Below are 26,344 nucleotides of genomic sequence, written 5' to 3' on the forward strand. Positions count from 1 at the left end.
AATATAATGATTTCATATTACGCAATTATTATTTTCAGCCATGCAAAGAGTCAGCAGATAACCACCACCCCGGCGTATCTGCTGACTCTTTGTATTATAAAACCTTAAACAGTTTCCAATATACCCATAAAATCTTCTTTTGATAAATTAGATACGGACACGCCATCTTCCGAAATAATCTGATCTGACAGATTCTTTTTCGCTTCCTGAAGCAGAAGTATTTTTTCTTCAATGGTATTTTTTGCTATTAGTTTGTAGACACTCACCGTATTCTTCTGTCCAATCCTGTGTGCTCTGTCAGTTGCCTGATTCTGCGCCGCTACATTCCACCAGGGATCAAAATGAATTACAATACTTGCACCGGTGAGATTGAGTCCCGTTCCTCCCGCCTTCAAAGATATCAGGAATACCGGTACATCATTTTCATTAAATTCCGCTACCAATTGCGCCCTCCTGGATTTTGCAGTTGCTCCGGTAAGTTTGTAATTTCTGATTTTTGCCTTTTCCAGCTCTTTCTCCAGAAGCCCAAAAAGACTTGTAAACTGTGAAAATACCAGTATTTTGTGACCGCCTTCCACTGCATTTTTTATCAATTCCATGCAGGTATCCAGTTTTGCCGCTCCCCCCTTATAATCCTCATACACCAGTGACGGTGCACAACAGACCTGGCGAAGTCTGGTAAGCTGTGCCAGAAGCTGTATTTTGCCAGTTTGGAATTCTTCTTTGCTGGTTTGATTAAGGGTTTCCAAAAGCTTGTTTACATTGGCGCGGTAGAGCTCATTCTGCTCTCCTTCCAATTTGGAATAAATAACATTTTCTTCTTTTTCCGGAAGGTCTTTTAATACCTCAGACTTAAGCCGCCGCAGAATAAAGGGCTTAATCATTTTCTGCAGACGCCTGGTCACAATCTCATCCTTTGCCTGGACGATTGGTGTTTCATACTCTGTTTTGAATTTTTCATAGCTGTTCAGCAATCCCGGCATCAGATAATCAAAAATACTCCACAACTCACTCAACCGATTTTCTATGGGGGTTCCGGTGAGTGCAAATTTCACTTCCGCCTGGATGAATTTAACAGCCTTTGATGCCTGGGTTGTGTGATTTTTAATATTTTGTGCTTCGTCAATTACCTGGGCAAAAAAATGTTTGCCCTCATATTCTTCGATATCACGCTTTAAAAGATCATAGGAAGTTACGATAACATCAAAATCCTTATATCCTCTTAGCAGATCTCTTCGTTCTGCCATGCCCCCGGCCAAAACTAATACATTCAGATCCGGTGCAAATTTCTCTATCTCACTTTCCCAGTTATAAACAAGAGAGGCCGGACATACAATCAGGGTGGGCTCTTTTTTCTCATTGTCTTCTTTCTTCTTCAAGAGAAAACCTATAATCTGAAGCGTCTTTCCAAGCCCCATATCATCAGCTAATATCCCGCCAAATCCCATAGCATCCAGTGTACACAGCCATCGAAATCCCGTCTTCTGGTAATTTCTCATAACCTTCTTCAAAGAAACCGGTACTTCGTAATCACTGTCTTCCACATCCTTCATATTACGGATCATAGACTTAAATGATGCATCCCGATGAACCTCCGTACCTTCACTTTTCAGAACCTGATCCAGATAAAACGCCCGATATTTTGGTATCTCAATAGATCCGCCGGAAATCTCTCCGGCTTTTAAGTTCAGTCCGTCAGCCAGCTCAGATATAACTGCCAGTCCATTATCCTCAAGTTCTATGAAATCACCATTTTTTAATCGGTGGTATTTTTTTCTCTGACGGTAACTCTGAAGCATCCCCTTCAGGTCTTCTTTCGAAAGATTCCCCGCGTCTACCTGAAGATCCAGCAATCCGCCTTTTACCGAAATTCCCACTGTAATCTTGGAGGCCCCGGTAACCTTAAGCTTCTGAAAAGCTTCCGAAATATATACTTCTCCCGCTTTTTCTATCTGGTAAATACCGGTAGTCAGAAGATGGTAAACCATATCCTCATTTTCTTCATCAATCCAAAAACGGTTATCTGTACTGATCCCTTCAAAATAAGATTCAACCGTTTTTACCGCCATCGCTTCTTTTTGAATATCCCGAAAAGCATTACTGAAATCATAATGTTCCGTAAGATCATAGACCTTTTCACCATATTCCGCTTCCATTTTTGCGGTAATAAACCCCTGGTCATAGTCAATATAAATTTTAATAAGTGCTTCATGGGGAATATATTTATCCAGATCCCCATCCACTTTAAGCTGTGTATATTTTTTTAGAACCGGCAGTAAAGAACTGCAAAAAGAACTCATATCCTTTTCTTCCACATCCAGAACCACTTCTTTATTGATCTTGCCTATTCTGCAGACAGACCCCATCTCCCGCGTGAAATCGGCATCGCACTCGTATACGGTTCTGCCGCTTCGCAGATACAGCTTCCCATTTCCCAGAAACGCTTCCTCTTCCGGAACCACAAGGGAAAATCCTCCGCCTTCGCCCAACCGTTCCAATCCAAAATACAGCGTGGGATTTTCCTTTACCACAAATAACTCCTTATCTCTGGTCAGATAATCATCCAGATTACAGGACTTATCCACCATCATGTGTAAAAAAGCCCCCCTTGCTTCATCCGATATTTTAAAATATCGCATACTGGGCATATAATAAGTGCTGTTGTGGTAGTAACGGTACTCACCTATATACTTTTTCAGATAGGAAATGATCTCCTGCGCCTGTTTTGTAAAAGCACCCATTTCATGGATAAAGCCTAACTTTTTCCCATAATCCACCTTTTCATTCCGGTCTATCGCCTCCAGAAATGAATGGATATCCTTTACAACATATTTATTTTCTGCACCGACACGAAACCCCAGTGACCAACCGGAATAGTCCCGTATCAGGGTTGGCTCAAGATCTATATTACCCGTAACATCCGGCTGCAGAAACTGTGCTTTCTTCTGCATGGTATATTCAAAGATAAGCTTGGATAATTCCGGCGCCGTATGAACTTTTTTAGACTTTAACTGCTGAATTTTGAATTTTTCAAAATCATACAGTGCCTTAGACTTGGTGGATGAGGCATACTTTAGTGCAAGGGCCACACAATGTTTGCACATACCTGGATATTTAAAAAATGCAGGACATTCACATTCATACTCCAGGAAATCTTCTGATTCCACATCATAATCAAACCAGACATGGTAATCTGTACCGGAACTTCCTTCCACATCCCCGCTGGCATGAAAAATACCGGAAGATTCATCCATATCGGAATGTACGCCGTAGACCATCCCATTTTCATTCAGCGAAACACCTTTGATATAAGATTTATTATAACAGTTATCTTTTATAGTTTTAATATCAATCTTCATCTATCCATTACCTGTATATTTCAGGCAGTTCAGTAAACCGCTCTGTCCATTGTTCTCTTTTCTCAGAAGTGAGTCCCAGCTGTTCTTCTAAAAATTTATCGGCTGATCCCCAGTTTTCGTCCATAGCCTGAAATACTGTTTCCAGGTATTCCCTGCAGACACCATTTATCTCAGCTGCTGCTTTTAAAAGCTCCGGACTATTATGGACTTTTGCCACAGCCGCTATCAAATGCTCTGTCTCTTCCTTCAGAAACTGGTTTGTCCGCAAATAATCCTCCATAATCGTATCTCTTGACACTCCGAGGGCAAGAAGAACCAATGCCGCTCCGACTCCGGCTCTGTCTTTACCCACGCTGCAATGCCACAGTACAGCACCTTCCACATGGCTGGATACTGTATCAAAAAATTTACGGTACTGAGCTATGGAATATTCATTCGTTACCAGATCCCGGTAGGTCTTCTTCATAAATTCACCGGCTGCTTTGCTGCTCTTCAGAATGTAATCACTGGCTTTTAGAATCATATCTTCCAGCCCGTTCACATTCTCCCTTGTAATTCCTGCTGCCGACTCGTCGATAATAGGAATCTGCACATAACGCACACCGGGAAGCTGTGGATCCGGTTTCTGGTCAGCTTCCATATGGGAACGAAAATCAATATCCGTTTTCACTTCATATTCCCTGATCAGAATCTCCTGATCCTTCTTCGTTAAATTCCACAGTGCTCCGCTACGTATAAGTCTATGGGTTTTAATCACCCTGCCGTCTTCCGTCAAATACCCGCCAAGGTCTCTTGCATTGGGTACACCTTCTAACACAATCCGCTGTCCGTTTACCATCATCCCCTGCCTCCTTTACTGCTATTCCTCTTCCAGTTTTTCCAGATACTCTTTATAATCGCTTGACAACACCCCCTGGTGAGGTGCATTCTTTTTATTGATATTAACTGCAGCGGAAGACTTAATGATTGGCTGCAATGTTCCGGCTCCTGCTACGCATCCTCCCGGACATGCCATTCCTTCCAACAGATACCCGTTGTACTTTCCTGCTTTTGCCATCATCAGCATTTTTTTGCAGTCCCGCAGGCCTTCTGCGCTCACTACTTTGACTTCCCGGTTAGGTTCTAACTCTTTTATACAGTTCACAACAGCATTCGCCACACCTCCGCTGACTGCAAATCCTCTTCCGTCACCGCTGGATTCGGACAGTTTACTTTCATTGGTAATCGCATCAAAATCCACATCCCGGGCTTCAAACATACCCATCAATTCTTCAAAAGTCAATACAAAATCAATATCACTTCGGATAGATTTACGGCTTGCTTCCAGCTTTTTCGCAGCACAAGGACCTACAAATACGACCTTGCAGCCCGGATGTTTCTTTTTGATTAAACGGCCAGTTAAAACCATAGGGGTTAATGCCATTGAAATGTATGGTGCCAGATCAGGATAGAGTTTTTTCGCCATTACAGACCATGCCGGACAACAGGATGTTGCCATAAATGGCTGTTTCTCCGGAACTTCTTCAAGGAAATCTTTGGCTTCTTCGATGGTACACAGATCCGCTCCGATTGCAACTTCCACTACATCTTCAAATCCCAGCTGTTTAAATGCATCACGCAGTTTTTCCGGCGTCAGTTTTGGACCGAACTGCCCAACAAATGCCGGTGCAATCGCAGCATATACCGGAACATCACTTTTAATTGCCTGTATGGTCTGGAAGATCTGGCCTTTATCTGCTATCGCACCAAACGGACAGTTTACCAGGCACATACCGCAGGAAACACATTTATCATAATCAATATCTGCCCGTCCAAGTTCATCAGAACCAATCGCATCCATCCCGCATACTCTTGCACAGGGGCGTTCTATTTTCATAATGGCATTATAAGGGCATACCTTAATGCACTTGCCGCATTTAATGCATTTATCCTGGTCAATAATGGATCTGCCCTCTTTTATGGAAACCGCATCTTTGGGACACACTTCCACACACGGATGAGCAAGGCACCCCTGACAGGCATCTGTTACACGGATTACATTATCCGGACAGGAATGACAGGCAAACTTTATTATATTTACAAGGGGCGGATCGTAATACTTTTCTGCAATGGCACTTTCTTCAATTCCATCTGATATAGGTGCATGTTCTGTCATCTTACGAAGCGGCAGGCCTATGGATAGGCGAAGCCTCTCTCCTACAATAGCCCTTTCCAAAAACACACTTTCCCGGTAAGAAGCAACTTCACCCGGAATAATTTGAAACGGAACTTCTTCTATCCTGGAATAATCCCCGCCTTCATACGAAAGTCTTGCAACTTCAGTAAATACTCGTCTTCTAATATCGTTAACGGATGTATAAATCCCTCGCATCTTCATTGCGTATCCTCCATTCATTTTATTATTTATAGTAAAAAACGCAAAAAAGATCAGACATTATTTCGCTCTGACCTCCTTGCCGCTCTATTATATTAACATATTTTTATCCTCGTGACAAGTTGAAACCTGCTTTCCCTGTCAACTCTTACTCAGATACTCTTTTATTCCCTGAAACACTTCCTGACTTATGATATGCTCCATTTTACATGCATCCTTTTCCGCAATTTCCTCTGATACATCTGCAGCCTTCATCAGAAACTCCGTCAGAAGTTTATGTCGCTCATATATTGATTGCGCAAGTTTAGAACCTTCCGATGTCAGTTCTAACTCTCCGCCGCTTTCTACTGTTATGTATCCGTTTTCCTTTAAAATTCCTACTGCCCTGCTGACACTGGGCTTACTAAATTCTAATTCTCTTGCAATGTCGATTGAACGAACCGTACCGTTCTTTTCTTTCAGCATTAATATCGTCTCTAAATAATTCTCTCCGGACTCGTACATCAAGTTTCACCTCCAATAGTTATTACCTTATAATATATACGATTTGGAGGCTTTCGTCCAGCAATTTTCTTATATTCTATCTTTATTGCACTAAAACCGCCTCTATTTTATCTTCTGCTAAAAATCCTTTTTTCTTTAATCCTGTTTCCAGCACCTCTGCCCATTGTTCCCTGGACAAACGGATGGTAGCATTACTTTTTAATAAAATCGTACATCCATTATTAATACCTGCCTCCTGATCATAGGATAGTCGGTACATATTCCTTCTGTCTATTGCTCCTATTTCCTCTAAAGTTTTCACCATCCGGTATACCGTGGCGATCCCAATAGAAGAATCCTTGCCATGCGCCTGATAATATATTTCCTTACAGCAGGTACATTCTTCATCCAGTATAATATCAATGATTAATTTTCTCTGCTTCGTGATTCGAAGCCCTTTGCTGCGTAATTCATTTATGATTAGTTCTTTTTTATTGATCAGCTTTTGAATCGGCTGACTGTCATATTCTTTTGGTTTCAACTAGATCACTCCTGTCTTTCTTTTACTTTAAAAGGTAAATGTTATCTATGCCAGCTGTTTTTCAGTTAGTTGTAACTAACCACTGCTGTAAAAATTAGCAGAATATAACATCTATTCTGCTAATTTACCATTATTTACATAGATTCTGTATGGAAGCCGCATGGTCACAGACTATTCCACCATAATCTTCTGAGCAAGGCTGCGGTTTAATGCTATACGGGTTCCCCTTATAATTAAGGTCATTCCGCTGGCGTTCTCCCCCAGAACCTCGACTTCCTGTCCCTTGACAAATCCAAGCGATTCCAGATGGCGCTTCATTTCTTCAGAACCATAATAAGATTTTACAATTCTTCTATCACCGGACGCTGCTAACGCTAATGGCATAATACCGCTCCTTTCCAACTCTAAAGTATGTAATGGTCAATCATTTTTATATAGTTATCTTATGCTAACTTTCAGAAAAAGTCAAGTCTTTACTGATAATAAATATTATTTTGTTAGTTTTAGCTAACTCCATGAAATTGATCAACAAAATTTTTGGTGATATCTTAATACAGAAAACCCTGCCGGTCAAACAAAAAAAGAGACACATGACTGCACCTCTCTTTTGTCTGAAAATTGTTTGGTTCAAAAAATTTAATTACAGCTCTATAATTTCAAATTTTAGATCAACAGCTTTTTTCTCTCCGCTTTTCAGCGTCATCAGCGTATTGTTCTTTTTTTCCCAGGACTGGCCGTTAACTCGGCAGTTACAAGGTTCCAGTCCCAGAGCATAGTCCCCGGAAGCGGCTGATTTCCACTGGGTCAGGTTGGGGAGCTGGTTTTTGTTAAAATGAACTTTTAGCCCCAGCCCCATATCTTTGTTGATGACAGCTGCATATGTATCACCTTTTTCATCTGCCTGAACCTGGTGAAAAAATACTTCTTCCGGTTTTCCATCTTCCGGTTCTTCCATTTCTCTCCAGTTCAGACAGGTCTGGCTGTCTTCTCCTCTTAGAACCGTTTGATCAGTCGGTATATCAATCACAGTTCCCTTATCCAGCAACGGATAACCTGCATTACAATGGTAAAGCAGCATAAACGGTACCTCTTCATATGACTGATTCTCAAATTCATCATGTATATGAATCACATTGGAACCCAAAACAGTTTCAATTGTTCTTCTCAATACGACATTTTCACCAAAAAGCTGTGCCTGACGCATTTCTCCTGATATCCTGATATGATACTCCGTATCCGCCCAGTAAGCATCTGCGCAGACATGCTCTGCAGGTGTTGAACGAAGGCTTCCATGCATTGGCAGCGGCGGATTCGCCTCTGGCTCCGGTGTTCCTACATTATCAGTTCCACAGGTAAAGAAAAGGCCGCCCATTATACTGCGCTGCGCTTCAAAACCACTGGAATCATAATGCTGACGGTTCTGTAAACCCGGCTTACTTAAAAAGTTCAGTGTTCTTCCTTTGTAAGACAGTTCCACAATATCCAGGCATTTATCCTGGGCAGCCGTAAACTGAATATTACCGGACTTCACCTGAAATGCCTTCATGCCACAGGCACGCCCCTCTTTGAATTCTATATTCCGTACATATGCCATTTGCTGTATACTGCCCATTTTTTTTAATTCCGTTTTCTGCATATTCCCTCCTGCGCCTTATCTCCTAAGACTCCTTGATTTTTGCTAAATTAGTTTTTGTAAATTAGTTTTACTAATTCAATTGTATCGGCTTTTCAGGAATTTTCAATTGCTATTTTTACTAAAATTTTCAACTCTTCTATGTGCGTTTTTACGGATTTATTTTCTTTACCCGATAACCTGCACTTTCAATTGCTTTTATAAGCGGTTCATCCGCAATCTCCCGACTCATCGAAACAATTGCTCTTTTCTCTTTCAGATGTACCACCGCTGCCGCACCATCAATCTGGTTGATTGCATCCTCCACTCTCTCTTTACAATTTTGGCAGTGCATTCCATCCACGTATATAACCTTTTCTCCGCATTTAGGCTCTGTAAGTTTCTTCTTCTTTCTTTTGGAACCATCCGAAGAACCTCCGCCGCAGCAGCTCCCCTCCCCTTTCATATGTTTGATAGTGGGACGGATAGCCAAAAATACACCTGCCGCAATAATCAGGATTATAATAAGATTTGCCGGATTCATGAAATTTTCTCCTCTCTTCCATTTTCAGATATGTACAGGAAATGCGGGTGCAGATGCATGGAACCAGAGCAGCTTCCTGCTTTAATCCCATACCTCCGCCCCGCAATCCAGTGTTTAACCTATCTTTTTATGCTGAGGTTTACAACTCTTGCAACTCCCGCCGCATCCGGAACAGCCGGCACACATACCACCTTTTTCTTTTTGCTTGATGATATAGCGCACATCCAGGATTACGACAAGCAGAATCGCAATTGATATACTAACGGTTGCTGCATTCGCAGTGATCCAACTTAACATAAAACCTCCTTCTTTCTACATTCATAAAGTTCGTACAACATTGCAGCGTTTACAATGATGTACCGGATAAACAGTTACGTGCAAGTTCGAATTTATACCATGCTGTTACGCTCTCGCCATCTTGCCGGATGCCTGTTTGTGTTTGTTCGGATTGTAAGCCGGACGGAACAGCATAAACAGGAAAATAATCAATATAATTGCTGCAACTGCAGTTCCTACTGTAAATCCACCGCCTGTGAAGGCCGTACCAAACTGAAAGATCATTAAAGTCACTGCATAAGCAAATATGTTCTGATATATGATAGCAAATGCGGTCCATTTTTTACTTCTGAATTCTTTTGCCATTGTGCTGATAGCTGCAAGGCACGGAGAATCCAACAGGTTAAATACCAGGAAGGAGAATGCAGCAATGGCACTTGGGAAGAATGTCATAACAGTCTGCCATAATGTGGCATCTGTTTCTGCCGCATCTGACATTCCGGCAATAACGCCCATGGTGCTGACAATACCTTCTTTGGCAACGAAACCGGAAAGGGAAGATGCCACTGCCTTCCAGTTGCCAAATCCGAGAGGTGCAAAGATCGGTGCAATAAATCCGCCGATAATAGCCAGTAAGCTGTCATTCTCGGATGCTGCCATTCCAAATTGTCCATTGGCAAAACCGAAAGTTCCAAGGAACCACATTACCATACAGCAGAGGAACAGAATCGTTCCGGCCTTCTTCAGGAAGCTCCATACACGTTCCCAAACATGAAGCAGCACTGTTTTCACATCCGGAATATGATACTGGGGTAATTCAATAACAAACGGAGATACTTCTCCGGCGAATAATTTTGTTTTCTTTAACATAATACAGGAAATTACAACAGCAAAGATTCCAATGAAGTACATCAGCGGAGCCATCCACCATGCACCGCCCATAATGGCACCTGCAATTAAGGCAATAACCGGCAGTTTTGCTCCACAGGGAATAAATGTGGTAGTCATAATAGTCATTTTACGGTTTTCTTCATTTTCAATCGTCTTTGTTGCCATTATTCCAGGAACGCCGCATCCGGAACCGATCAAAAGCGGAATAAAGCTCTTACCGGAAAGTCCGAATCTGCGGAATACCCGGTCCATGATAAATGCAACACGCGCCATGTAACCGCAATCTTCTAATACAGAAAGGAACAGGAATAAAATTGCCATCTGCGGTGCAAATCCAATGGGGGCTGCAAGGCCGCCGATAATACCGTCTACTACCAGAGATATCAGCCATTCTGCAGCGCCTATATTTTCAAGACCTGCCTGTACAGCCGGCTGAATCCAAGCACCAAATAAAGTATCATTTGTAAAATCTGTTACCACTGCACCAATTGTAGTTACGGAAACATAATAAACCAAAAACATAATTGCTGCGAAGATTGGCAGTGCCAGCCAACGGTTTGTAACTATTCTATCAATTTTATCTGAAGTTGTCATCCCTTTTTGTTTTTTCTTCAGACAATTATGAATCACTTTTTCTATGTACTCATATCTTTCATTGGTAATAATACTTTCTGTATCATCATCCATCTCGTTTTCAGCCACTTCCACAACATTTTTGATAACTTTACTGCTGTCTGCAGAAAGCGAAAGTTTTTCTATGACTTTTGGATCTTTTTCAAACATTTTAATACTGTACCAGCGAACCTGTTCTGAAGGTAGATCTGAAGGAAGCTGATCTTCAATATCTGTAAGATAACTCTCTACCTTATCGGAAAATTTATGCTGGGAAGTCATTGTTTTTTGTTTAGCCGCCAGAGCAACCGCTCTGTTTGACACCTCAGCTAATCCAATGCCTTTTAGTGCTGAGGTCTCCAGGACTTCACATCCCAATGCTTCTGAGAGCTTTCCGACATTGATTTTATCACCATTTTTATTAGCAAGATCAATCATATTAAGTGCTATAATCACCGGAATACCAAGCTCCAGGATTTGTGTAGTTAAATAAAGATTTCTTTCCAGGTTCGTAGCGTCCACCAGATTGATCACTACATCCGGTTTTTCATCCAGCATATAGTCCCTGCTTACTACTTCTTCCAGGGTATATGGAGATAAGGAATAAATTCCGGGTAAATCTGTGATAATCACATCTTTATGCCCTTTTAATTTACCTTCCTTTTTCTCAACAGTAACTCCTGGCCAGTTGCCAACATATTGATTGGAGCCGGTCAGGCTGTTAAACATCGTTGTTTTACCGCAGTTTGGATTACCTGCAAGTGCAATACGAATTGCCATCTTCTCTTTTTCCTCCTTTATAGTTAGTTTCACCTAACTCTGTTTCAAAAATAATAGAGTTCATGGAACTCCATATTTATAACAACTCTCTATACCACCTTATTCAACCTCAATAATTTCAGCATCCTGTTTTCTAAGGGACAGCTCATATCCACGCACAGTCACTTCCACAGGATCTCCGAGAGGGGCTACTTTTCGAACAAAAACCTTACAGCCTTTCGTAATACCCATATCCATAATGCGGCGCTTCAATGCACCTTCGCCATTTAACTTCCTTACCGTAACTGTGTTTCCACAAGCTACATCTCTTAATGTTGCCATTACATTCTCCTCCTCTTAAATCATGATTTTTTTTGCCATATCCTGATTAATTGCAACCCTGGAATCTTTGATATTCACAATCACATTTCCCTGAATCGCAGATACAACCGTAACAGCCGCTCCTGTTACAAAACCAAGATTCTCCAGAAATCTTCTGGTGTCTTCTTTTCCGCCAACTTTTTTAATAACGTTCATTTCTCCGGTACTCGCCATTGTTAAAGGCATCACTACTCACCACCTCATCCGTAAGAATTATAATATTCCTTGCTATTTTTCTTTCAGTTAGCTTTCGCTAATCTTCTTTTCAATGGTTAGTATATACTAACTTTCAGAATAAATCAATAGTTTTTTTTTAAAAAATGAAAAAAATTATCAAAACCTATATTTACCGGTTTTGGGAATGCCTTCAAAAGATTTCTCCTTGACTTTTATTTTCACGCTTCCTATAATAAAAGGTATATCAAAAATATATTTATTAAATTATTTACAGGAGGTCACAATGAGTAAAATAGATGAAGTAAGAAGCGCTATGGTTGCCGCTATGAAAGCCGGAGAAAAAGAACGAAAAGATTCACTTTCCATGCTGTTGTCCGCTTTAAAAAATAAGGCCATCGACAAAAGAGAAGATCTGACAGAGCAGGAAGAAAATGAAGTGGTATTAAAAGAGATTAAGCAGACAAAAGAAACCTTGGAACTAACGCCTGCCGACCGTACTGATATTGTAGAAGAATGCAAGAAACGGATCGCTGTATATGAAGAATTTGCGCCGCATATGATGGACGAAGACGAGATTAAGTCTGTTATTTCAGAGGTGCTGAAAAGCCTTGGCATCGATGCTCCAACCGGTAAGGACAAAGGCCGGATTATGAAAGAACTGATGCCGAAGGTTAAAGGTGTGGCTGATGGCAAACTTGTGAATCAGATATTGGGAAGTTTGATGCAGTAATTTTACCGATCATATCCGGGGATGTGGCATGCTGTATGCCGCACCCCTTCTTTATTGTATTCTAACAGATTTCACTAAGCGTCCTTAACCTGTTCCCTGTAAAGCTAGAGCATGTCAGAAAATAACTTTAAATGTCTTGATTTCATAAGGTTTCATATTAAATTCTATTTTATTGCCAACAACAGCTGTTTCCACTTCATTCACTTCCATCATATTACATTCCCATGCGGATACAATATCTTTTGCAAAGGTCAGGGATGCGTGGGTTCTGCGGTTGAAGCATTCGTACAGACGCACAATTAGAGCGTCTCCCTCTTCTGCTTTTTTCACAACCTCTACAACAACGTTATCCTGATCGGAAGATACATGTGAGTAGATATCTTTTAATTCTCCGCCTTCATTCTCTTTTACTACTGCTGTAAGAGGATTATTGAGCTGGTAAGCCTGTTTTACGGTGCCTGCGCTTCTCCAGTCGCCTTCGTGAGGATAGAAGGAGTAAGTAAATTCATGGAACTCCTTGTCCGCTTCCGGATTTGGATAACATGCAGATTTCAGCATTGACATTCCAATTACACCATCATGTACACTGCAGCCGTATTTACAGTCATTGAGCATACTTACACCATAATTGTCTTCGGATACATCCAGCCATTTGTGTACACAGACTTCAAATTTAGCATAATCCCAGGATGTGTTATAGTGTGTCTGGCGTTTCACATTACCATACTGGATATCAAATGTAGCTTCGCTGGTATGAACATCTACCGGGAATAAAGTCTTCATGAAAATCTGGTGTTCCTTCCAGTCGATTTCATTTTTGATGTCAATTCTTGGAATATCCTGATAGATGCAGATAGACTGGGTAATTGTGGAATCCAGGTATTTTCTTTGTACCTTAATACAAGCCCTTACCGGTCCGTTTTCTGCGATTTCTATTTTTTCTACCTGATCTACTTCCCAGGATTTTTCAACATAGTAATTATTTACATCCCAGGCATCGTAATTATGAGGCCTGTCTTCGTAAGTCATGATCACATTGGCTGCTTTTCCCGGCTGCAGCACTTCGCGCTTTGCTTTTTTGTCATAAATGGATGCAAACTGTCCTTTTTCATTTAATGTAATAGCAAAGAAGTCATTTTCCAGATGTGTGGAAGTAACCTGCATAGTGCCGCTTTCCTCTGACTCTTCTTCTTTCAGATAAAATGTCTTGTAACCTTTTGACGGAACACTGTCTGCCTTAAAAATAATTTCTCCGGTATGTGCTGTCTGGGATGGAATCAGCCGCTCTCCGTCGTATACGGCAGCATTTGTCATCCCCTGCGGACACGGAAAGCTGACGATCTCATCTGCTGTCATACTGTTGGGATTATATACTACAATGGAATGCTTTGGAGCTTGCACTTTGTCTGTAATATTTTTTAATGCATTGGTTACCAGATCTTTGTTTATTGCAAATATACTTTCGTATTCTGCCTTAGAATCATCATATACTTCTTTGATGGAGGATCCAGGAAGAATATCATGGAACTGATTTCGTAAGATTACTTCCCATGCTTCGTGAAGCTTATGGTCAGGATAGGCATTTCCTGTCAGATCCTGATCCATCATTCCGTATAGTTCTGCATTTTCATATGCGAATTCTGCTTTTCGGTTATATTTCTTATTACATGCCATGGAAGTATAAGTTCCCCTATGGTATTCCAGGTATAATTCCCCAACCCAGGATGGCAGATATTTATGATCCTTCACATTCTTTTCCAGAACTTCAAAGTAATTCTTGGCTGTACTCATAACTGTTTTCGGACAACCTGGTATTCCTTTTTCTAATCTTCTATGGTTTTCCAGCATTTTTGCAGTAGGACCGCCGCCGCCATCACCATAGCCGAAGGAATTTAAGATTTCTTCGTTTAGATATTTCTGGCTGTAACGTGCCCACCCGCCTTTGATCTGAGACGGATTAATATCTCCGTTATAGGTGGTAAAATGCTCCGTTTCGAATCCGCCTTCCACTGCGCCTTTTTTATAATCCCTGGTTGATACAAAATGAGTCAAAACCCTGCTGCCGTCAATTCCTTCCCATTCGAAGGTATCATAGGGCATTTTGTTAAATTCATTCCAGCTGATCTTCGTTGTCATAAAATATGGCAGCCCGCATTTTCTCATAATCTGGGGCAGCGCTGCCGAATATCCGAATACATCCGGAAGCCAGAGAATTGAATTATCTGCGCCAAACTCTTCCTGGAAGAACTTCTGTCCATACATAAACTGACGGACCAGTGCCTCGCCGGATGCAATATTACAATCCGCCTCTACAAACATGCCGCCTTCCGGTTCCCATCTGCCTTCTTTTACTCTTTCTTTGATCTGTTCATATACCTCTGGGGCATTCTTTTTTACATATTTATAAAGCTGGGGCTGGCTGGACATAAAAATGTATTCGGGATACTGTTTCATCAGATCCAGTACCGTTGAAAAACTTCTGACCGCCTTATCTTCTGTCACTGCCAGTGACCAGAGCCATGCCACATCAATATGGGTATGGCCTACACAATAAACAACTGCATCACTGCTCCCACACTCTTTTTCATAGAATTCTTTTGTAATGTATTCCTGTGCTTTTTCCAGTGAATCGTAATATTCTTCGGAATATTCTTTTCTTAAGTCAAGCAGATTCAAAGACTCGTTTAACCTTGTAATAATTGTTATGTATGCTTTGTCATCCGGGTTTAACAGCCTTGCAACATTTAACGGCACAGAAATATCATAAAAATATTTTTCTGTCTTCCGGTCTAATGTTTTTAACTTTGAATCCAGCTTCAGGCTGAAATTCTGGTCCCCCGTAAATGCAGATAAGACGATACGATAGCTTTCGCCTGCAGCAGCATGTTCTGTCAGAACCGTTTCCCTGTGGTTCACATCCATTCCCTGCTTCATTTCTCCATTCACATAAACAGAGAACTGTGGATTCGTTGCATCCCACTCGCTCTCTTTTCCGGTGATTAGTTCATAAACTACACACTTGCCATGCAAGCTATCGGGTATCGTTACGGTTGTCTCAAACCAGTAATACTCCCGGTGTCCGCCCCAAATCTGTTCCCTGGAAAATTCCTGCCATGCACTGGTGTCCAAACCTGTAATGTCAGTAAAACGTTCCGTGGTCTGAATCATTTTGTAATTCTGGATATTAACTGATTCCGGATAGATTAATTCATGTAAGTCTTCGATCAGTTTTCCTATCCTTTCCTTAATTAAAACCATGAGTTACCTCCTCTTTATGGCAGATATTAAGATATCTGCATTATTATAACTACATCACGTGCCTTATCAGAGTCTGCTTCAAGCAGGCTCTGATGTATGGCACATGTATAATATCATCCTTTTGCTGCCCCTGCCATGGTAAATCCTTTTGACATATATTTTTGAGACAGGATATAAAGTAAAATTGAGGGTAAAGCATATACTGCGGAGTATGCTGCAAGCTGTCCGTACTGAACCATTCCATTATTTCCAAAGAACTGATATAAGAGAATTGATGCAGGCTGCTTAGCAGGTGTACTCAATAAGATATAGGGAATAAAGAAGTTCCCCCAGCTTCCTGAGAACGTATATATAAATACAACACAAATTCCCGGGAACATAAGCGGCGCCACTACTTTTCGAATTGACTGCCAGGTAGTTGCTCCATCTACCCATGCGGCTTCTTCCAGCTCTACCGGAACGCCATCCATAAAATTTTTCATCAGCCAGATTCCATAGGGCAGTGATGAAGCACTCAGGAATAGAATAACACCCCAGATGCTATCTAGCAAGCCTATTGATAAAAACATTTTGTATACAGGAACAATAACTGCCGTCATCGGAAGTGCGGTCATAAAAAGGATCACGTACATGAACCCTTTGCGGTAACTTAAGCGGTATCTTGAAAGAGCATAAGCGCCAAGCCCGGATACAATTACTACGATGGTTGCCTGGATAAAGGAGATGAAAAGCCCGATACCAAAACCTTTTAAATTCGTTTTGTTCGAAAGTACTGATTTGTAATTCTCTAATGTCCACTGCGTAGGTGCCTTAATTGCCTCACTTGCGTTCGTATCTAAGGAGGCGATAACAACCCAGAGAAGTGGAAGTATGAATACCAATGCAATACAGCTCAGGATTGCATAATGGATTCCCTTTGTTGTTTTTTCATGCATATAATTTCCCTCCTTAATCGTCTGATTTCAATATTCTTGCATAGATGATACTGCAGACAATACCAACTACTAAGATTAACATACCAATTGCTGTTCCGGCACCCATCTGTCCGCTGGTAAATGCCTGTCTGTACATATAGATTGGAAGTGTACTGGTTGAATTACCCGGTCCTCCGCCAGTCATAATGTAGATCAATCCAAATACACCCAGTGTTGATAAGGTATTTAACATGGTATTGGTTGCAATGGTATCTTTGATACAGGGTACGATAATCCGAAGCAGTGTCTGCCTGCGGTTTGCTCCGTCCACTTTTGCAGCCTCTTCGATATCTCCGGATACATTATCCAGTGCAGACTGAAAGTTCATCATAGAGAATGCAGTTCCATGCCATATGTTTGCAGCTACAACGGCAGCCATTGGATGCTGGTACAGCCAGGCGATGGGCTCAATCTGTATTGCACCCATAATCATGTTGAGTGTACCGGATTCCTGGAAGAAAGAGGAACAGCATAATGCTACAACAATCTCAGGCATAACCCAGCCTGCCAGGATGCAGGGACCTACGATACTACGAAAGGTCTTTGCTTTATTTTTCATCAAATAGGCAATCGTAAATCCTAATACGGACTGCCCAATTAAACTTCCAACTAAGAAAATCAAAGTATTTTTAATGGCGATTAAGGTATTTGGATCTGTAAGCATTTTTATGTAATTTTCCAGTCCCACTATTTGAAAATTCGCCGCATTTGAACCACTAAGTGCTAAATTTGTAAAAGAGTAATAAACAGTTAATACAATCGGAATAATAAAGAACGCGATTAACAGTACAATTGCCGGCAATAACAAAATGGATTTCTTGGCTTCATCCATTACCATTGCCTTTCTATTTGGTCTAGCCATCAGCACAGCCCCCTTTTCTTTCTTCGTGAAATGAGCATCTCTTTCACCTTTCAATAAGACCGGGCGGGTTTCAATCTATTCTGATTAACCCCGCCCGTTGCATTTAATTACTATTTTTCAACAGTATTGTCATCCCCAACAGCACGCTTTACTTCTGTTCCATACTGTGCAATTGCATCTTCCGGGCTCGTGCCGGATACTACTGCTTCTACCATGGACTGGATACTTGTGGAAACGGTGGAGTACTGATCGTTCTGAGGTCTGAATTCAGCTGTAGCAAGGAAATCTGTTGAGATCTGTTTAAATGGTTTTGCAGAATAATCAGCATCTTTTGCTACATCAGTTCTGGTTGCAATGTTACCCTGTGCGATAACTGCTTTTGTATAAATAGACGGATCCATTAAATGTTTGATAAATTCAAAGGTAATATCTTTTGCATCTGAATTTTCAGGAATGGATAATGCCCAGCCGCCTGCTAAGGTAATTGTTCCCGGTTCCTGACCTGTGCTGGTTGGCATTGGAGCAAATCCCATTACGTCTTTTGCTTCCGGCCATGGTGAAGCGCCTGTATCTTCCCAGTTTCCTGTGATCCAGCTTCCATCCAAGGAGATTGCCAGTTTACCCTGCGGCAGGTATTCTCTTGCGGAGGTATTGGAAGCCTGCCCATTTAATACTTTCGATAAGGATGGGCCGTATCCGTTTGAGTAAATGTCATTTAAGAAGTTAAGGGAGTCTAACATACCCTGGCTCTTTACGATCCATTTTCCGCTGTCATCGATTAATCTTTCGCCTGTTCCATAAAGGAGCATTTCATATGTCTGCATGGAAGTTGCTTCACCGGTAGCTACACCTGAGTTACACCAGAAAGGAACAACATCCGGCACTTTCTCTTTGATTGTCTTGCATGCATCTAAAACCTCCTGCCAGGACTTCGGTGCCCAATCTTCCGGCAGTCCTGCCTGTTTGAAGATATCTTTATTATACCAAAGTCCTCTTGTATCTGTACAATATGGAATACCATATGGTTTGCCATCCTTAGAAACACCATTCTTCATGGATTCATAGTATGTACCATCGTTCCATTCCGTATAATCTTTTACATAATCTGATAAATCAGTAAGATAACCTGCACTTACGTCATTTGGAAGCTGGAAAGTATCTTCACAAACTAAATCCGGACAAGTACTTGGATCCTGAAGCTGTAATGCTATTTTAGCGAAATAATCGCCTTCGCTTGCGACAATCGGAGAAATATTTAGTTTCACGGAATCTTTTTTATCCCAGCTGTCATATCCATCCTGAATCCACTGCCAAAGAGCACTTTTCTCACCTTGTCCGTCATCCCGGAAAGTAAAGGTAATTGTCTTGGCATCTCCGCTTGCAGCTGTGTCACCGGCTGCCTTAGTCTCATCGCCTGCAGCTGTTTCAGAACCTGCTGCTGTCTCAGCTTTCGTCTCCTTGGAAGTACCTGCTGTCGTGGAATCCGTTCCACCACCTGAACCACCGCAGGCTGTCAATCCTAATACCATTGCGGATGCCATCATAACGCTCACCAATTTTTTTCTTTTCATACTTCATCGCTCCTTTTTTTTACTTTTTCATGTCCCATTGCTTTTCTTAAGCTGTCTATATATTATCATCCCAATTTCGTTTTGAAAATTCCACATTTTTGAAAAAGGGGTACATTTTTAATCTTCGTCTATACTTTTTTGCTCATTTTTTGTCAAAAAAATGTTGTGAAGGCATTTTTCTTTATACACTTTCACAACATTTTTGCATATTATCATTTGTAAATTATCCTATTTATCAATAATAGCTACACGAACTTTATCCTGCATGGCGTCACCAATTTCCTGTACACTTACATTCCGTTCATGCAATATTTCATAAATCCCATTTGCCACGGCTGCGGATATGTCAAACCAGGAATCATATGCGCCTTTTGTGACTCCATTTTTCATATAATCCGATACAAGTTCTTTGCCAGGACCTATTTTTTTCTGTTCATATACCCCTTCAACCAGAACCGGAACGGAATCCATTTCTTTCGTAAGAAAATTGGCAACATCCAGCTCCCTGATATAGTCCAGAAATTTTTTTGCTTCTTCTACATCGGCAGATTTTGTAATTCCGATATTCTTCCCATGAAGTAAATACGCTTCCTTTTTCCCCGAGGGCATCCCGGCAACCCCCACTTCGAATCCCAGGCGGCTTGTTCTCAGTACGGAAGCCATGCTGGCATTTCCTGCCATCATTGCGATATGCCCTTTTGCAAATTCGTGTGCCAGATCTGACTGACTCCAGTTTATGGTATCCGGTGAAATCTGTTTTCTGTTTTTTAGCTGCAGCAGAAACTGAAACACCTGATTCCCTGCACTTCCATTAACTTCCCGAAGGGAGCCGCCACAGGAGTATAACACCTGCATGAAAAATGATGTCACTTCCTCCGGCTGCTTTGCCGCAAATCCAAATCCATAGTTTCCAAGCCCTTTGATATGATCACATACGTTTAATAACTCATCCCAGGTTTTTGGCACTGCCTGACTCTCTTTTTTCATCAGGTCTTTATTGTAAAACAATACATAGGGATCATTCGTAAATGGTACCCCAAAGTATTTCCCGTCGCTGATGGCATTGGTCCAGAGATTCTGCTGGTATCTTAATTTTACATTACCTTCCACATAAGAAGTCAGATCCTCTAATATGCCCATATCAATTAAAGAAGGCATCATTGTATTTTCACAGATGATCAGGTCTGTATTGGTTCCCTCATCCGTTCTCATACAAATTTCTTTCTGATAATTTTCCTGGGAAATGAACTGGATTTCCACTTGCTTATTCCCTCTGATCCGGGAATAGTTCTGTGCTGTTTCTTCCAGCGCCTGTTTATGAACACTGCCTTCGTCAGGTGCCAGAATCCGGATAATCTGCTCTGTGCCCTCTTCCCCTTTTACCCCTTTATTATTTTTGGAAGAAAACCCAATATAAGTAATAACCAGCATAACGAGGACACATGCCGCCGCACCGCCCAATAGCCATCTTAGCTTCATTGGCTGTTCATCTCCTTTTTATAATCGGAAGGCGTAACACCACAAATTTTCTTAAATACTTTCACAAAATATTTCTGATCATGAAAGCCCACCGCTTCTGACACCTCTCCTATCTTACATTTTCCAAGGCTTAACAGCCTTTTCGCCATACTGATACGGAAGTTCTGTAAGAATGCCACAAAATTCACATTCATTTCCCGGTAGAATATCTTACTTAAATACTCCGGGGTTACACCGCACATCGCCGCCGTTTCCGATAAGGTGATATCCCTGGCATAATTTTCACGGATAAATGTTATCACATTCAGAATCATTCCGTTTTCCGTAAGCCCGGACAAGTCATCTTCATTTAAAGACAGTGTCTTCATGACTTTATCAAACTGATGTTCCAGCTCTTCCCTGGAATTACTTTTAGCCATATTTCCTACAATATACTGAATCCCATTGTCTTTTTCCAGATTCTCCTTCAGCTCATTCACAACCCGAAGCAGACCTGCGGTAAACCGAACCGTAAACTCCCTGATACATTCCGGGTGCCCCTTGCTTTGGATCACGCCTTTCTTAAACTGTTCGCCCAGTTCCTGTATGCGCTCTGCTTTACCACTGCGCACCTCCCTGCACACGGCACGTTCCAGAGAATCCGGATATTCTATATTTTCATATTGAAATCCTGCCAGCAGTTCTTCATCCAAAATTGTACCGGAAGGAAAGGAAAACGCATGGCGCATCAATTCCTTTAAATCCTGAACCTTCTCATCCAGCCCGGTCACACCATATATGGTGGTATAACTGCAAAAACATTCCGATATTTTCCCTATTTTCTCCAGTACCCGCATTTGAAAAATCCGTTTTAAACTGCGGTTTCGCTCGGTATCCAGTACTATGACAAGAAATCCTACATCCTGGGACAAAAATATCACATAGTAATTTTCCATACACATGGCATCCAGCACAGAATTAGTCTCTTCCATCATTTCTGTAGTACTTTCTCTTGCCACACTGCTTCCTTTCACCAGAAAAAGAGAAATCTGCACTTTTTTATTTACCTGTAAAGACTCTTCTATTACCGGCAGAATTTTGTGTTTTTCATCCTCTGTGCCAGTCAGATAACTCCATAAAAGCTGGCTGGTTGAAACCCGTTCTATCTTCGTTTTTTCTATTTTATTTTCTACTCTTTTCAGTATTTTTAAGAATTCTTCAATATCAAGCGGTTTTAAAATATATTCTGTCACATTTAATTTCAGGGCTTTCCGTGCATACTCAAACTCTGAATAGCCGGTCAGAAGTAATGACTGAAACTCCTCTCCTTCATCATGAAGTGTCTGAAGCATCGTAAGCCCGTCCATAACCGGCATCCGGATATCCGTTACGACCAGATCCGGTTTCAGAGATCTGATATTTTCCAAACCCTCCTTCCCATTTACCGCCGTATAGATTATTTCATGCTCCGTATACCGATTGATAATCCCGATTAAACCTTCTCTTGTATTAGGTTCATCTTCCACAACTATAATACGCATACTCTCATCCTCCCTACTCATATGGAATTGTAATCGTTACCGATGTGCCGTTTTCACTGGAAACAACATGAAAATGTCCCGATTCTCCATAATAGAGTTTCACTCTGGTAATTACATTACGGACTCCTATGCTGGATTCAATCCTCTCTTTGCGATAATCAAAGTGATTAAAGAATTCTGCAAGTTCCGGTTCCATGCCTTTTCCATTGTCTTCTACTACAATTTCTATATTCGTATCATCAATCCTGTGAATCCTAAGATTGATCTCATCAAATCCCGTGTTGCCCGGGAATCCATGAACTATCGTATTTTCAATCAGCGGCTGTATTAAAAGCTTATGTATTTTACAATTCAGAACTTCTTCTTCCACATGAAGAATGCACTGAAAAGAATAATCAAAACGCTGCTGCTGTAAATAAACATATTTCTTCAGATATTCCAGCTCATTGCTCAGTTCCACGATCTCATTGCTCTTATGGACGCTGTAACGCAGTATCACTGCAAGACTTGTAAGCATACGGCTGATGGTAAACTCTTCGTGGGCAATCGCCATCCAATTGATGGTATCCAGCGTGTTATATAAGAAATGCGGATTGATCTGTGCCTCCAGTGATTTTATCTCCGCATTCTTTTCCCGGACAATCGCTTCCTTCTCCATCGCATTGGATTTCTTGATTTTCTGGATCATGTGATTAAAATGATCGGAGATCTGGGCAAATTCATCATTTCCCTCCATCTCTATCCGGACATCATAATCCCCTTTATATGCCTTATTCATCCCATGGAGTATTTTTTTTACTGATTTATCCGTCATATCCGAAAAGGAAATGGCTATCAGCATACACAGGATTCCTACCAAAAGTCCGATTAAAATAATCAAAACGGATATATACCACACATTGGATAAGGTGTAATTCAAATCCTGCACATTGACAATATAGAATTCACCGTCCCGGATACTTTTAAAATTGACTTCCAGTTTCTTTTTGGATTCATATTTAATTTTCTGAATATACTCTTTTGACGCCTGACCGATATTGTCCTCATCCTTTTCATCCTCAAAAATATTAGCTCCCACATAAGCCTTTTCCGGATAAGAAATAATATCGCCGTTTTTATTCACTACAAAAGTAACATTTGACTCCGTATGATTTCCCTGGGCATACACCTCTCCGAAAGCTGCCTCATCTACGCAGATAATGATACTTCCAATCGGTCCCTCTCCATAACTGTTAAAATCCGTAAGCTGATGGGCAATATACAGATAGTTCTTTTCCCCATATTCCGAATCCATTTTATGATAGCTTTTCGAATAAATCGTGTGCTTTTCCTCCATGGATTCCTGAAACAGCGGACTATACCTCATTTTATCTCCTTCGAAACAGAAGTTCTCATTTCCGGAAGCCGTTACGCTGTCATAAAACACGGTATCCCCATATAATCCAACAATAGCAATTCCCAAAATATCCGGATTTACATATGAAATATTCTGCAGACGGTTTACCAGCTCATGCTTTGCAGCATAAAATTCTCCGGAATCCCATGTATTAATGGGTTTAAGATAGGTAACATAATCACTGTCCGTATAAATATTCATAATTAACTTATCATAAGTTTCCAGAAAATTTTCCACACTGTTTGCCGACTGTTCCAGATTTGCCAGTATAAGTTCACCCGTCTGCGCCTTAATGGTAGACGTACTGATTTTGTAAGAAATGAACTGTATACATAAAATTGGAATAATGGAAACTACCAAAAGAACAATGAGAATTTTCTTGGCAATCCCCTGTGATCCAAACCATTTTACCGCTTTGTGTAAGATCTTCACTTAACCTCCCCATTTCCTGTTATGAATGTTCATGGTCTTATGGGGAATATTTTACCATAAGTCTGTACCATTTGTACATAAAATATAGTGATACATTGGGATCGTGTAAAAAGGTCTGCATACTTTCCCAAAATCCAAGTAATACTATAAGGTAAATGACTGCAATAAATCAATAAAACCAAACGAGGTGTATTCATAAATGGGATTCTTATATTTCCTTGCTGCCGTTGGCGGCTCTTTTCTAATTTCCTATCTAGTTAAACGAAACAGATGCAGCTCCAGAATATTGGTTTGGTGGAATTTTATGATTACTTTTATCTATATTATCTGGAGAGTGACCGTAATTCCAACTGCAAGTATTATGGAATTGTGTTTAGGAGCGCTGCTGCTTGGCGGGGAGCTTCTGGGAATTGCCCAGTTTCTCATATCCCAGCTGCTATTAAGCAGGAAATATAAACTTAAGAAAAAGTCACTTGACGACTTTGGCGGCCATATCCCCACAGTTGATATCTTTATCTGTACTTACAATGAAGGGGAAGATCTGGTGGAAACTACGGTTTTAGCAGCCCTTAATCTGGACTATCCAAGGGATAATCTTAATATCTACATCTGCGATGACGGACAGCGCAGGTATATGAAAAGACTGGCTGCCCGCTGCGGCGTCAACTATATGACCCGGGGATCCAATGAAGGCGCTAAAGCAGGAAATCTGAATAATGCTCTTCTGCACTCTTCCGGAGAATTATTTGCGGTCCTGGATGCGGATATGATTTGCTCTAAAAACTTTCTGAAACATACGGTAGGTTATTTTTCCGATGCCGAAACAGCTTTTGTACAGACACCACAAGTCTATTACAACAAAGACATGTATCAGCGTAATCTGGGAAGAGAAATTCCCAATGAACAGGATTTTTTTATGCGTGAAATCCAGGAGTCACGTGCTGCCGTAGGTGCAGTCCTCCACGTAGGCACAAATGCTGTTTTTCGAAGGGATAGTATTATGGACATTGGTATGTATCCTACTAATACGATCACTGAAGATATGGCTGTAGGCATGCTTTTACAGGCTGCCGGTTACCAGTCTGTCTTTATTAATGAGGTGCTGGTACTGGGACTCACAGCCTCCACTTATACTGATCTTGTGATCCAGAGAGACCGGTGGTGCAGGGGAAATATCCAGACTTCCAGAGAATACCACCCTCTGCGCATGAAGGGTCTGAGCAACTGGCAGAAGCTGGCTTATCTGGGTGGAGACATTTACTGGTATACCGGATTCTCCAAATTGATCTTTACCTTTTGCCCGATATGGTTTCTTCTGACGACCAAACTGGCAATGCAGGCGGACCTTGCAGGAATCCTGACTTTCTTCCTGCCGTTTTTTATTGGTCAGATGATGTCTTTCTACGCTATGATATCCAATACCAGAAGTCTGAAGTGGGCTCATTATTATGAAATAGCAATGGCACCCCACATGTGTCTCTCTGTTTTACGGGAATTCTTCAGTGCAAGTTTAAACTTTGCCGTTACACCCAAAGAAATGAGAGATGACCGTTCCCATTTTCAGGCACAGGTAATCCTGCCTCATATGGTAATTGCGGCAATTACCCTGTTTTCCTGGATTACAGGAGGTCTATTCCTCCACCTGGGGTATATAACGCTTATTCCTTTCGTCGTTAATCTGGTATGGAGTATCTATAACTTTATGGGCATTGTAATCTGTATCCGGGTTGCATATCACATCGGAAATACTCCCCGCAGTGATTACTCCACGGTAAAAAGCGGACATAAAATAACGGTTGAAACAGAAACAGAGAGCTATCCTGGAGAGGTAATGAGTTTTTTAGAATCAGGAATGTATATCCATGTACAGGCTCCTCTATATTTCACAAAAGTCAGAATACGGATGCAGTATCAGGACCTGGATGTCTATCTGGACGGTACGCTGAAAATGTCCGGCAGTCAGGGACTTTTTAAATATGACTGGCTGAATCTGAATCAAAAAAGAGCGATTGTAGGTGTATATGTAGAGCATTTGCAGCCAAGTTTTAATGTTGAAAAAACCATGATATATCTGGATTCCGCTTCATGCTAAAATTTTTGAGTAACAGATTTA

21 protein-coding genes are annotated in these 26,344 nt (G+C 41.1%); 2 read left to right on the plus strand and 19 right to left on the minus strand.

Going from position 1 to position 26,344, the window contains the following annotated elements; genetic code table 11:
- Nucleotides 1–104 precede the first annotated feature (104 nt).
- From QR40_RS20820 to QR40_RS20875, 12 genes are all read right to left on the minus strand, one after another.
- Entirely contained in the window at nucleotides 105–3,359 is a 3,255-nt protein-coding gene (locus QR40_RS20820; protein ID WP_044296628.1) for a DEAD/DEAH box helicase, read from the minus strand.
- 7 nt (nucleotides 3,360–3,366) lie between these two features.
- Complete coding sequence (locus QR40_RS20825; RefSeq protein WP_052430974.1) at nucleotides 3,367–4,200, minus strand: tyrosine-protein phosphatase; 834 nt, start codon at nucleotides 4,198–4,200, stop codon at nucleotides 3,367–3,369.
- Nucleotides 4,201–4,218: 18 nt separating this feature from the next.
- Nucleotides 4,219–5,730, minus strand: a complete 1,512-nt coding sequence (locus tag QR40_RS20830) for a 4Fe-4S dicluster domain-containing protein (protein ID WP_027296885.1) — start codon at nucleotides 5,728–5,730, stop codon at nucleotides 4,219–4,221.
- A gap of 144 nt (nucleotides 5,731–5,874) precedes the next feature.
- Nucleotides 5,875–6,237, minus strand: a complete 363-nt coding sequence (locus QR40_RS20835; protein WP_044296629.1) for a metal-dependent transcriptional regulator — start codon at nucleotides 6,235–6,237, stop codon at nucleotides 5,875–5,877.
- Between the two features lie 82 nt (nucleotides 6,238–6,319).
- Nucleotides 6,320–6,757: a transcriptional repressor gene (locus QR40_RS20840; protein WP_027296883.1), complete on the minus strand. Its 438-nt coding sequence runs from the start codon at nucleotides 6,755–6,757 to the stop codon at nucleotides 6,320–6,322.
- A 171-nt stretch (nucleotides 6,758–6,928) separates the two neighbouring features.
- The gene (locus tag QR40_RS20845) at nucleotides 6,929–7,141 is read right to left on the minus strand and encodes a FeoA family protein (protein WP_027296882.1); all 213 of its coding nucleotides are present in this window, start codon (nucleotides 7,139–7,141) and stop codon (nucleotides 6,929–6,931) included.
- Between the two features lie 256 nt (nucleotides 7,142–7,397).
- Nucleotides 7,398–8,393, minus strand: coding sequence for an aldose 1-epimerase family protein (locus QR40_RS20850; RefSeq protein ID WP_044296630.1), 996 nt, complete (start codon nucleotides 8,391–8,393; stop codon nucleotides 7,398–7,400).
- Nucleotides 8,394–8,541: 148 nt separating this feature from the next.
- On the minus strand, nucleotides 8,542–8,913 hold the full coding sequence (locus QR40_RS20855; protein ID WP_044296631.1) for a heavy-metal-associated domain-containing protein: 372 nt from the start codon (nucleotides 8,911–8,913) through the stop codon (nucleotides 8,542–8,544).
- Nucleotides 8,914–9,027: 114 nt separating this feature from the next.
- Nucleotides 9,028–9,210: a FeoB-associated Cys-rich membrane protein gene (locus QR40_RS20860; RefSeq protein WP_044289774.1), complete on the minus strand. Its 183-nt coding sequence runs from the start codon at nucleotides 9,208–9,210 to the stop codon at nucleotides 9,028–9,030.
- A gap of 105 nt (nucleotides 9,211–9,315) precedes the next feature.
- The gene (feoB, locus tag QR40_RS20865) at nucleotides 9,316–11,472 is read right to left on the minus strand and encodes a ferrous iron transport protein B (protein WP_044296632.1); all 2,157 of its coding nucleotides are present in this window, start codon (nucleotides 11,470–11,472) and stop codon (nucleotides 9,316–9,318) included.
- Nucleotides 11,473–11,571: 99 nt separating this feature from the next.
- A complete protein-coding gene (locus QR40_RS20870) occupies nucleotides 11,572–11,793 on the minus strand; it encodes a FeoA family protein (protein ID WP_027296880.1) in 222 nt (73 codons plus the stop codon).
- 15 nt (nucleotides 11,794–11,808) lie between these two features.
- Entirely contained in the window at nucleotides 11,809–12,018 is a 210-nt protein-coding gene (locus QR40_RS20875; protein WP_044289772.1) for a FeoA family protein, read from the minus strand.
- A gap of 274 nt (nucleotides 12,019–12,292) precedes the next feature.
- Here QR40_RS20875 and QR40_RS20880 point away from each other — a divergent pair, with 274 nt between their 5' ends.
- A complete protein-coding gene (locus tag QR40_RS20880; RefSeq protein WP_027296878.1) occupies nucleotides 12,293–12,739 on the plus strand; it encodes a GatB/YqeY domain-containing protein in 447 nt (148 codons plus the stop codon).
- A 114-nt stretch (nucleotides 12,740–12,853) separates the two neighbouring features.
- Here QR40_RS20880 and QR40_RS20885 read toward each other — a convergent pair whose 3' ends face one another.
- From QR40_RS20885 to QR40_RS20915, 7 genes are all read right to left on the minus strand, one after another.
- The gene (locus QR40_RS20885; protein WP_044296633.1) at nucleotides 12,854–15,997 is read right to left on the minus strand and encodes an alpha-mannosidase; all 3,144 of its coding nucleotides are present in this window, start codon (nucleotides 15,995–15,997) and stop codon (nucleotides 12,854–12,856) included.
- Nucleotides 15,998–16,110: 113 nt separating this feature from the next.
- Nucleotides 16,111–16,932 carry a carbohydrate ABC transporter permease gene (locus QR40_RS20890; RefSeq protein ID WP_027296876.1) on the minus strand — a complete coding sequence of 274 codons (822 nt, stop codon included), beginning with the start codon at nucleotides 16,930–16,932 and terminating at the stop codon, nucleotides 16,111–16,113.
- Between the two features lie 13 nt (nucleotides 16,933–16,945).
- Nucleotides 16,946–17,833 (minus strand): carbohydrate ABC transporter permease, encoded by an 888-nt coding sequence (locus QR40_RS20895; protein WP_027296875.1) that lies wholly within the window; start codon nucleotides 17,831–17,833, stop codon nucleotides 16,946–16,948.
- Between the two features lie 110 nt (nucleotides 17,834–17,943).
- Nucleotides 17,944–19,404: an extracellular solute-binding protein gene (locus QR40_RS20900; RefSeq protein ID WP_044296634.1), complete on the minus strand. Its 1,461-nt coding sequence runs from the start codon at nucleotides 19,402–19,404 to the stop codon at nucleotides 17,944–17,946.
- Nucleotides 19,405–19,632: 228 nt separating this feature from the next.
- Nucleotides 19,633–20,883: an ABC transporter substrate-binding protein gene (locus QR40_RS20905; protein ID WP_044296635.1), complete on the minus strand. Its 1,251-nt coding sequence runs from the start codon at nucleotides 20,881–20,883 to the stop codon at nucleotides 19,633–19,635.
- The gene (locus QR40_RS20910; RefSeq protein ID WP_027296872.1) at nucleotides 20,880–22,403 is read right to left on the minus strand and encodes a response regulator transcription factor; all 1,524 of its coding nucleotides are present in this window, start codon (nucleotides 22,401–22,403) and stop codon (nucleotides 20,880–20,882) included. Before QR40_RS20910 ends, QR40_RS20905 begins: the two co-directional genes overlap by 4 nt.
- Nucleotides 22,404–22,416: 13 nt before the next feature.
- Nucleotides 22,417–24,231 carry a cache domain-containing sensor histidine kinase gene (locus tag QR40_RS20915; protein ID WP_242858569.1) on the minus strand — a complete coding sequence of 605 codons (1,815 nt, stop codon included), beginning with the start codon at nucleotides 24,229–24,231 and terminating at the stop codon, nucleotides 22,417–22,419.
- Between the two features lie 304 nt (nucleotides 24,232–24,535).
- Here QR40_RS20915 and QR40_RS20920 point away from each other — a divergent pair, with 304 nt between their 5' ends.
- Nucleotides 24,536–26,323: a glycosyltransferase family 2 protein gene (locus QR40_RS20920; RefSeq protein ID WP_052430975.1), complete on the plus strand. Its 1,788-nt coding sequence runs from the start codon at nucleotides 24,536–24,538 to the stop codon at nucleotides 26,321–26,323.
- The last annotated feature ends 21 nt before the right edge of the window (nucleotides 26,324–26,344 follow it).

The organism is Robinsoniella peoriensis, assembly GCF_000797495.1.
GTDB lineage: Bacteria > Bacillota > Clostridia > Lachnospirales > Lachnospiraceae > Robinsoniella > Robinsoniella peoriensis.

Bases quoted from the DNA above. Each gene is read 5' to 3' on its own strand.
- QR40_RS20920 (WP_052430975.1), top strand. From the start codon at position 24,536: ATGATTACTTTTATCTATATTATCTGGAGAGTGACCGTAATTCCAACT.
- QR40_RS20895 (WP_027296875.1), bottom strand. From the start codon at position 17,833: ATGGCTAGACCAAATAGAAAGGCAATGGTAATGGATGAAGCCAAGAAA.
- QR40_RS20835 (WP_044296629.1), bottom strand. From the start codon at position 6,237: ATGTACGAGTCCGGAGAGAATTATTTAGAGACGATATTAATGCTGAAA.
- QR40_RS20890 (WP_027296876.1), bottom strand. From the start codon at position 16,932: ATGCATGAAAAAACAACAAAGGGAATCCATTATGCAATCCTGAGCTGT.
- QR40_RS20900 (WP_044296634.1), bottom strand. From the start codon at position 19,404: ATGAAAAGAAAAAAATTGGTGAGCGTTATGATGGCATCCGCAATGGTA.
- QR40_RS20850 (WP_044296630.1), bottom strand. From the start codon at position 8,393: ATGCAGAAAACGGAATTAAAAAAAATGGGCAGTATACAGCAAATGGCA.
- QR40_RS20910 (WP_027296872.1), bottom strand. From the start codon at position 22,403: ATGCGTATTATAGTTGTGGAAGATGAACCTAATACAAGAGAAGGTTTA.
- QR40_RS20845 (WP_027296882.1), bottom strand. From the start codon at position 7,141: ATGCCATTAGCGTTAGCAGCGTCCGGTGATAGAAGAATTGTAAAATCT.
- QR40_RS20870 (WP_027296880.1), bottom strand. From the start codon at position 11,793: ATGGCAACATTAAGAGATGTAGCTTGTGGAAACACAGTTACGGTAAGG.
- QR40_RS20860 (WP_044289774.1), bottom strand. From the start codon at position 9,210: ATGTTAAGTTGGATCACTGCGAATGCAGCAACCGTTAGTATATCAATT.
- QR40_RS20875 (WP_044289772.1), bottom strand. From the start codon at position 12,018: ATGCCTTTAACAATGGCGAGTACCGGAGAAATGAACGTTATTAAAAAA.
- QR40_RS20825 (WP_052430974.1), bottom strand. From the start codon at position 4,200: ATGATGGTAAACGGACAGCGGATTGTGTTAGAAGGTGTACCCAATGCA.
- QR40_RS20820 (WP_044296628.1), bottom strand. From the start codon at position 3,359: ATGAAGATTGATATTAAAACTATAAAAGATAACTGTTATAATAAATCT.
- QR40_RS20830 (WP_027296885.1), bottom strand. From the start codon at position 5,730: ATGCGAGGGATTTATACATCCGTTAACGATATTAGAAGACGAGTATTT.
- QR40_RS20905 (WP_044296635.1), bottom strand. From the start codon at position 20,883: ATGAAGCTAAGATGGCTATTGGGCGGTGCGGCGGCATGTGTCCTCGTT.
- feoB (WP_044296632.1), bottom strand. From the start codon at position 11,472: ATGGCAATTCGTATTGCACTTGCAGGTAATCCAAACTGCGGTAAAACA.
- QR40_RS20885 (WP_044296633.1), bottom strand. From the start codon at position 15,997: ATGGTTTTAATTAAGGAAAGGATAGGAAAACTGATCGAAGACTTACAT.
- QR40_RS20880 (WP_027296878.1), top strand. From the start codon at position 12,293: ATGAGTAAAATAGATGAAGTAAGAAGCGCTATGGTTGCCGCTATGAAA.
- QR40_RS20855 (WP_044296631.1), bottom strand. From the start codon at position 8,913: ATGAATCCGGCAAATCTTATTATAATCCTGATTATTGCGGCAGGTGTA.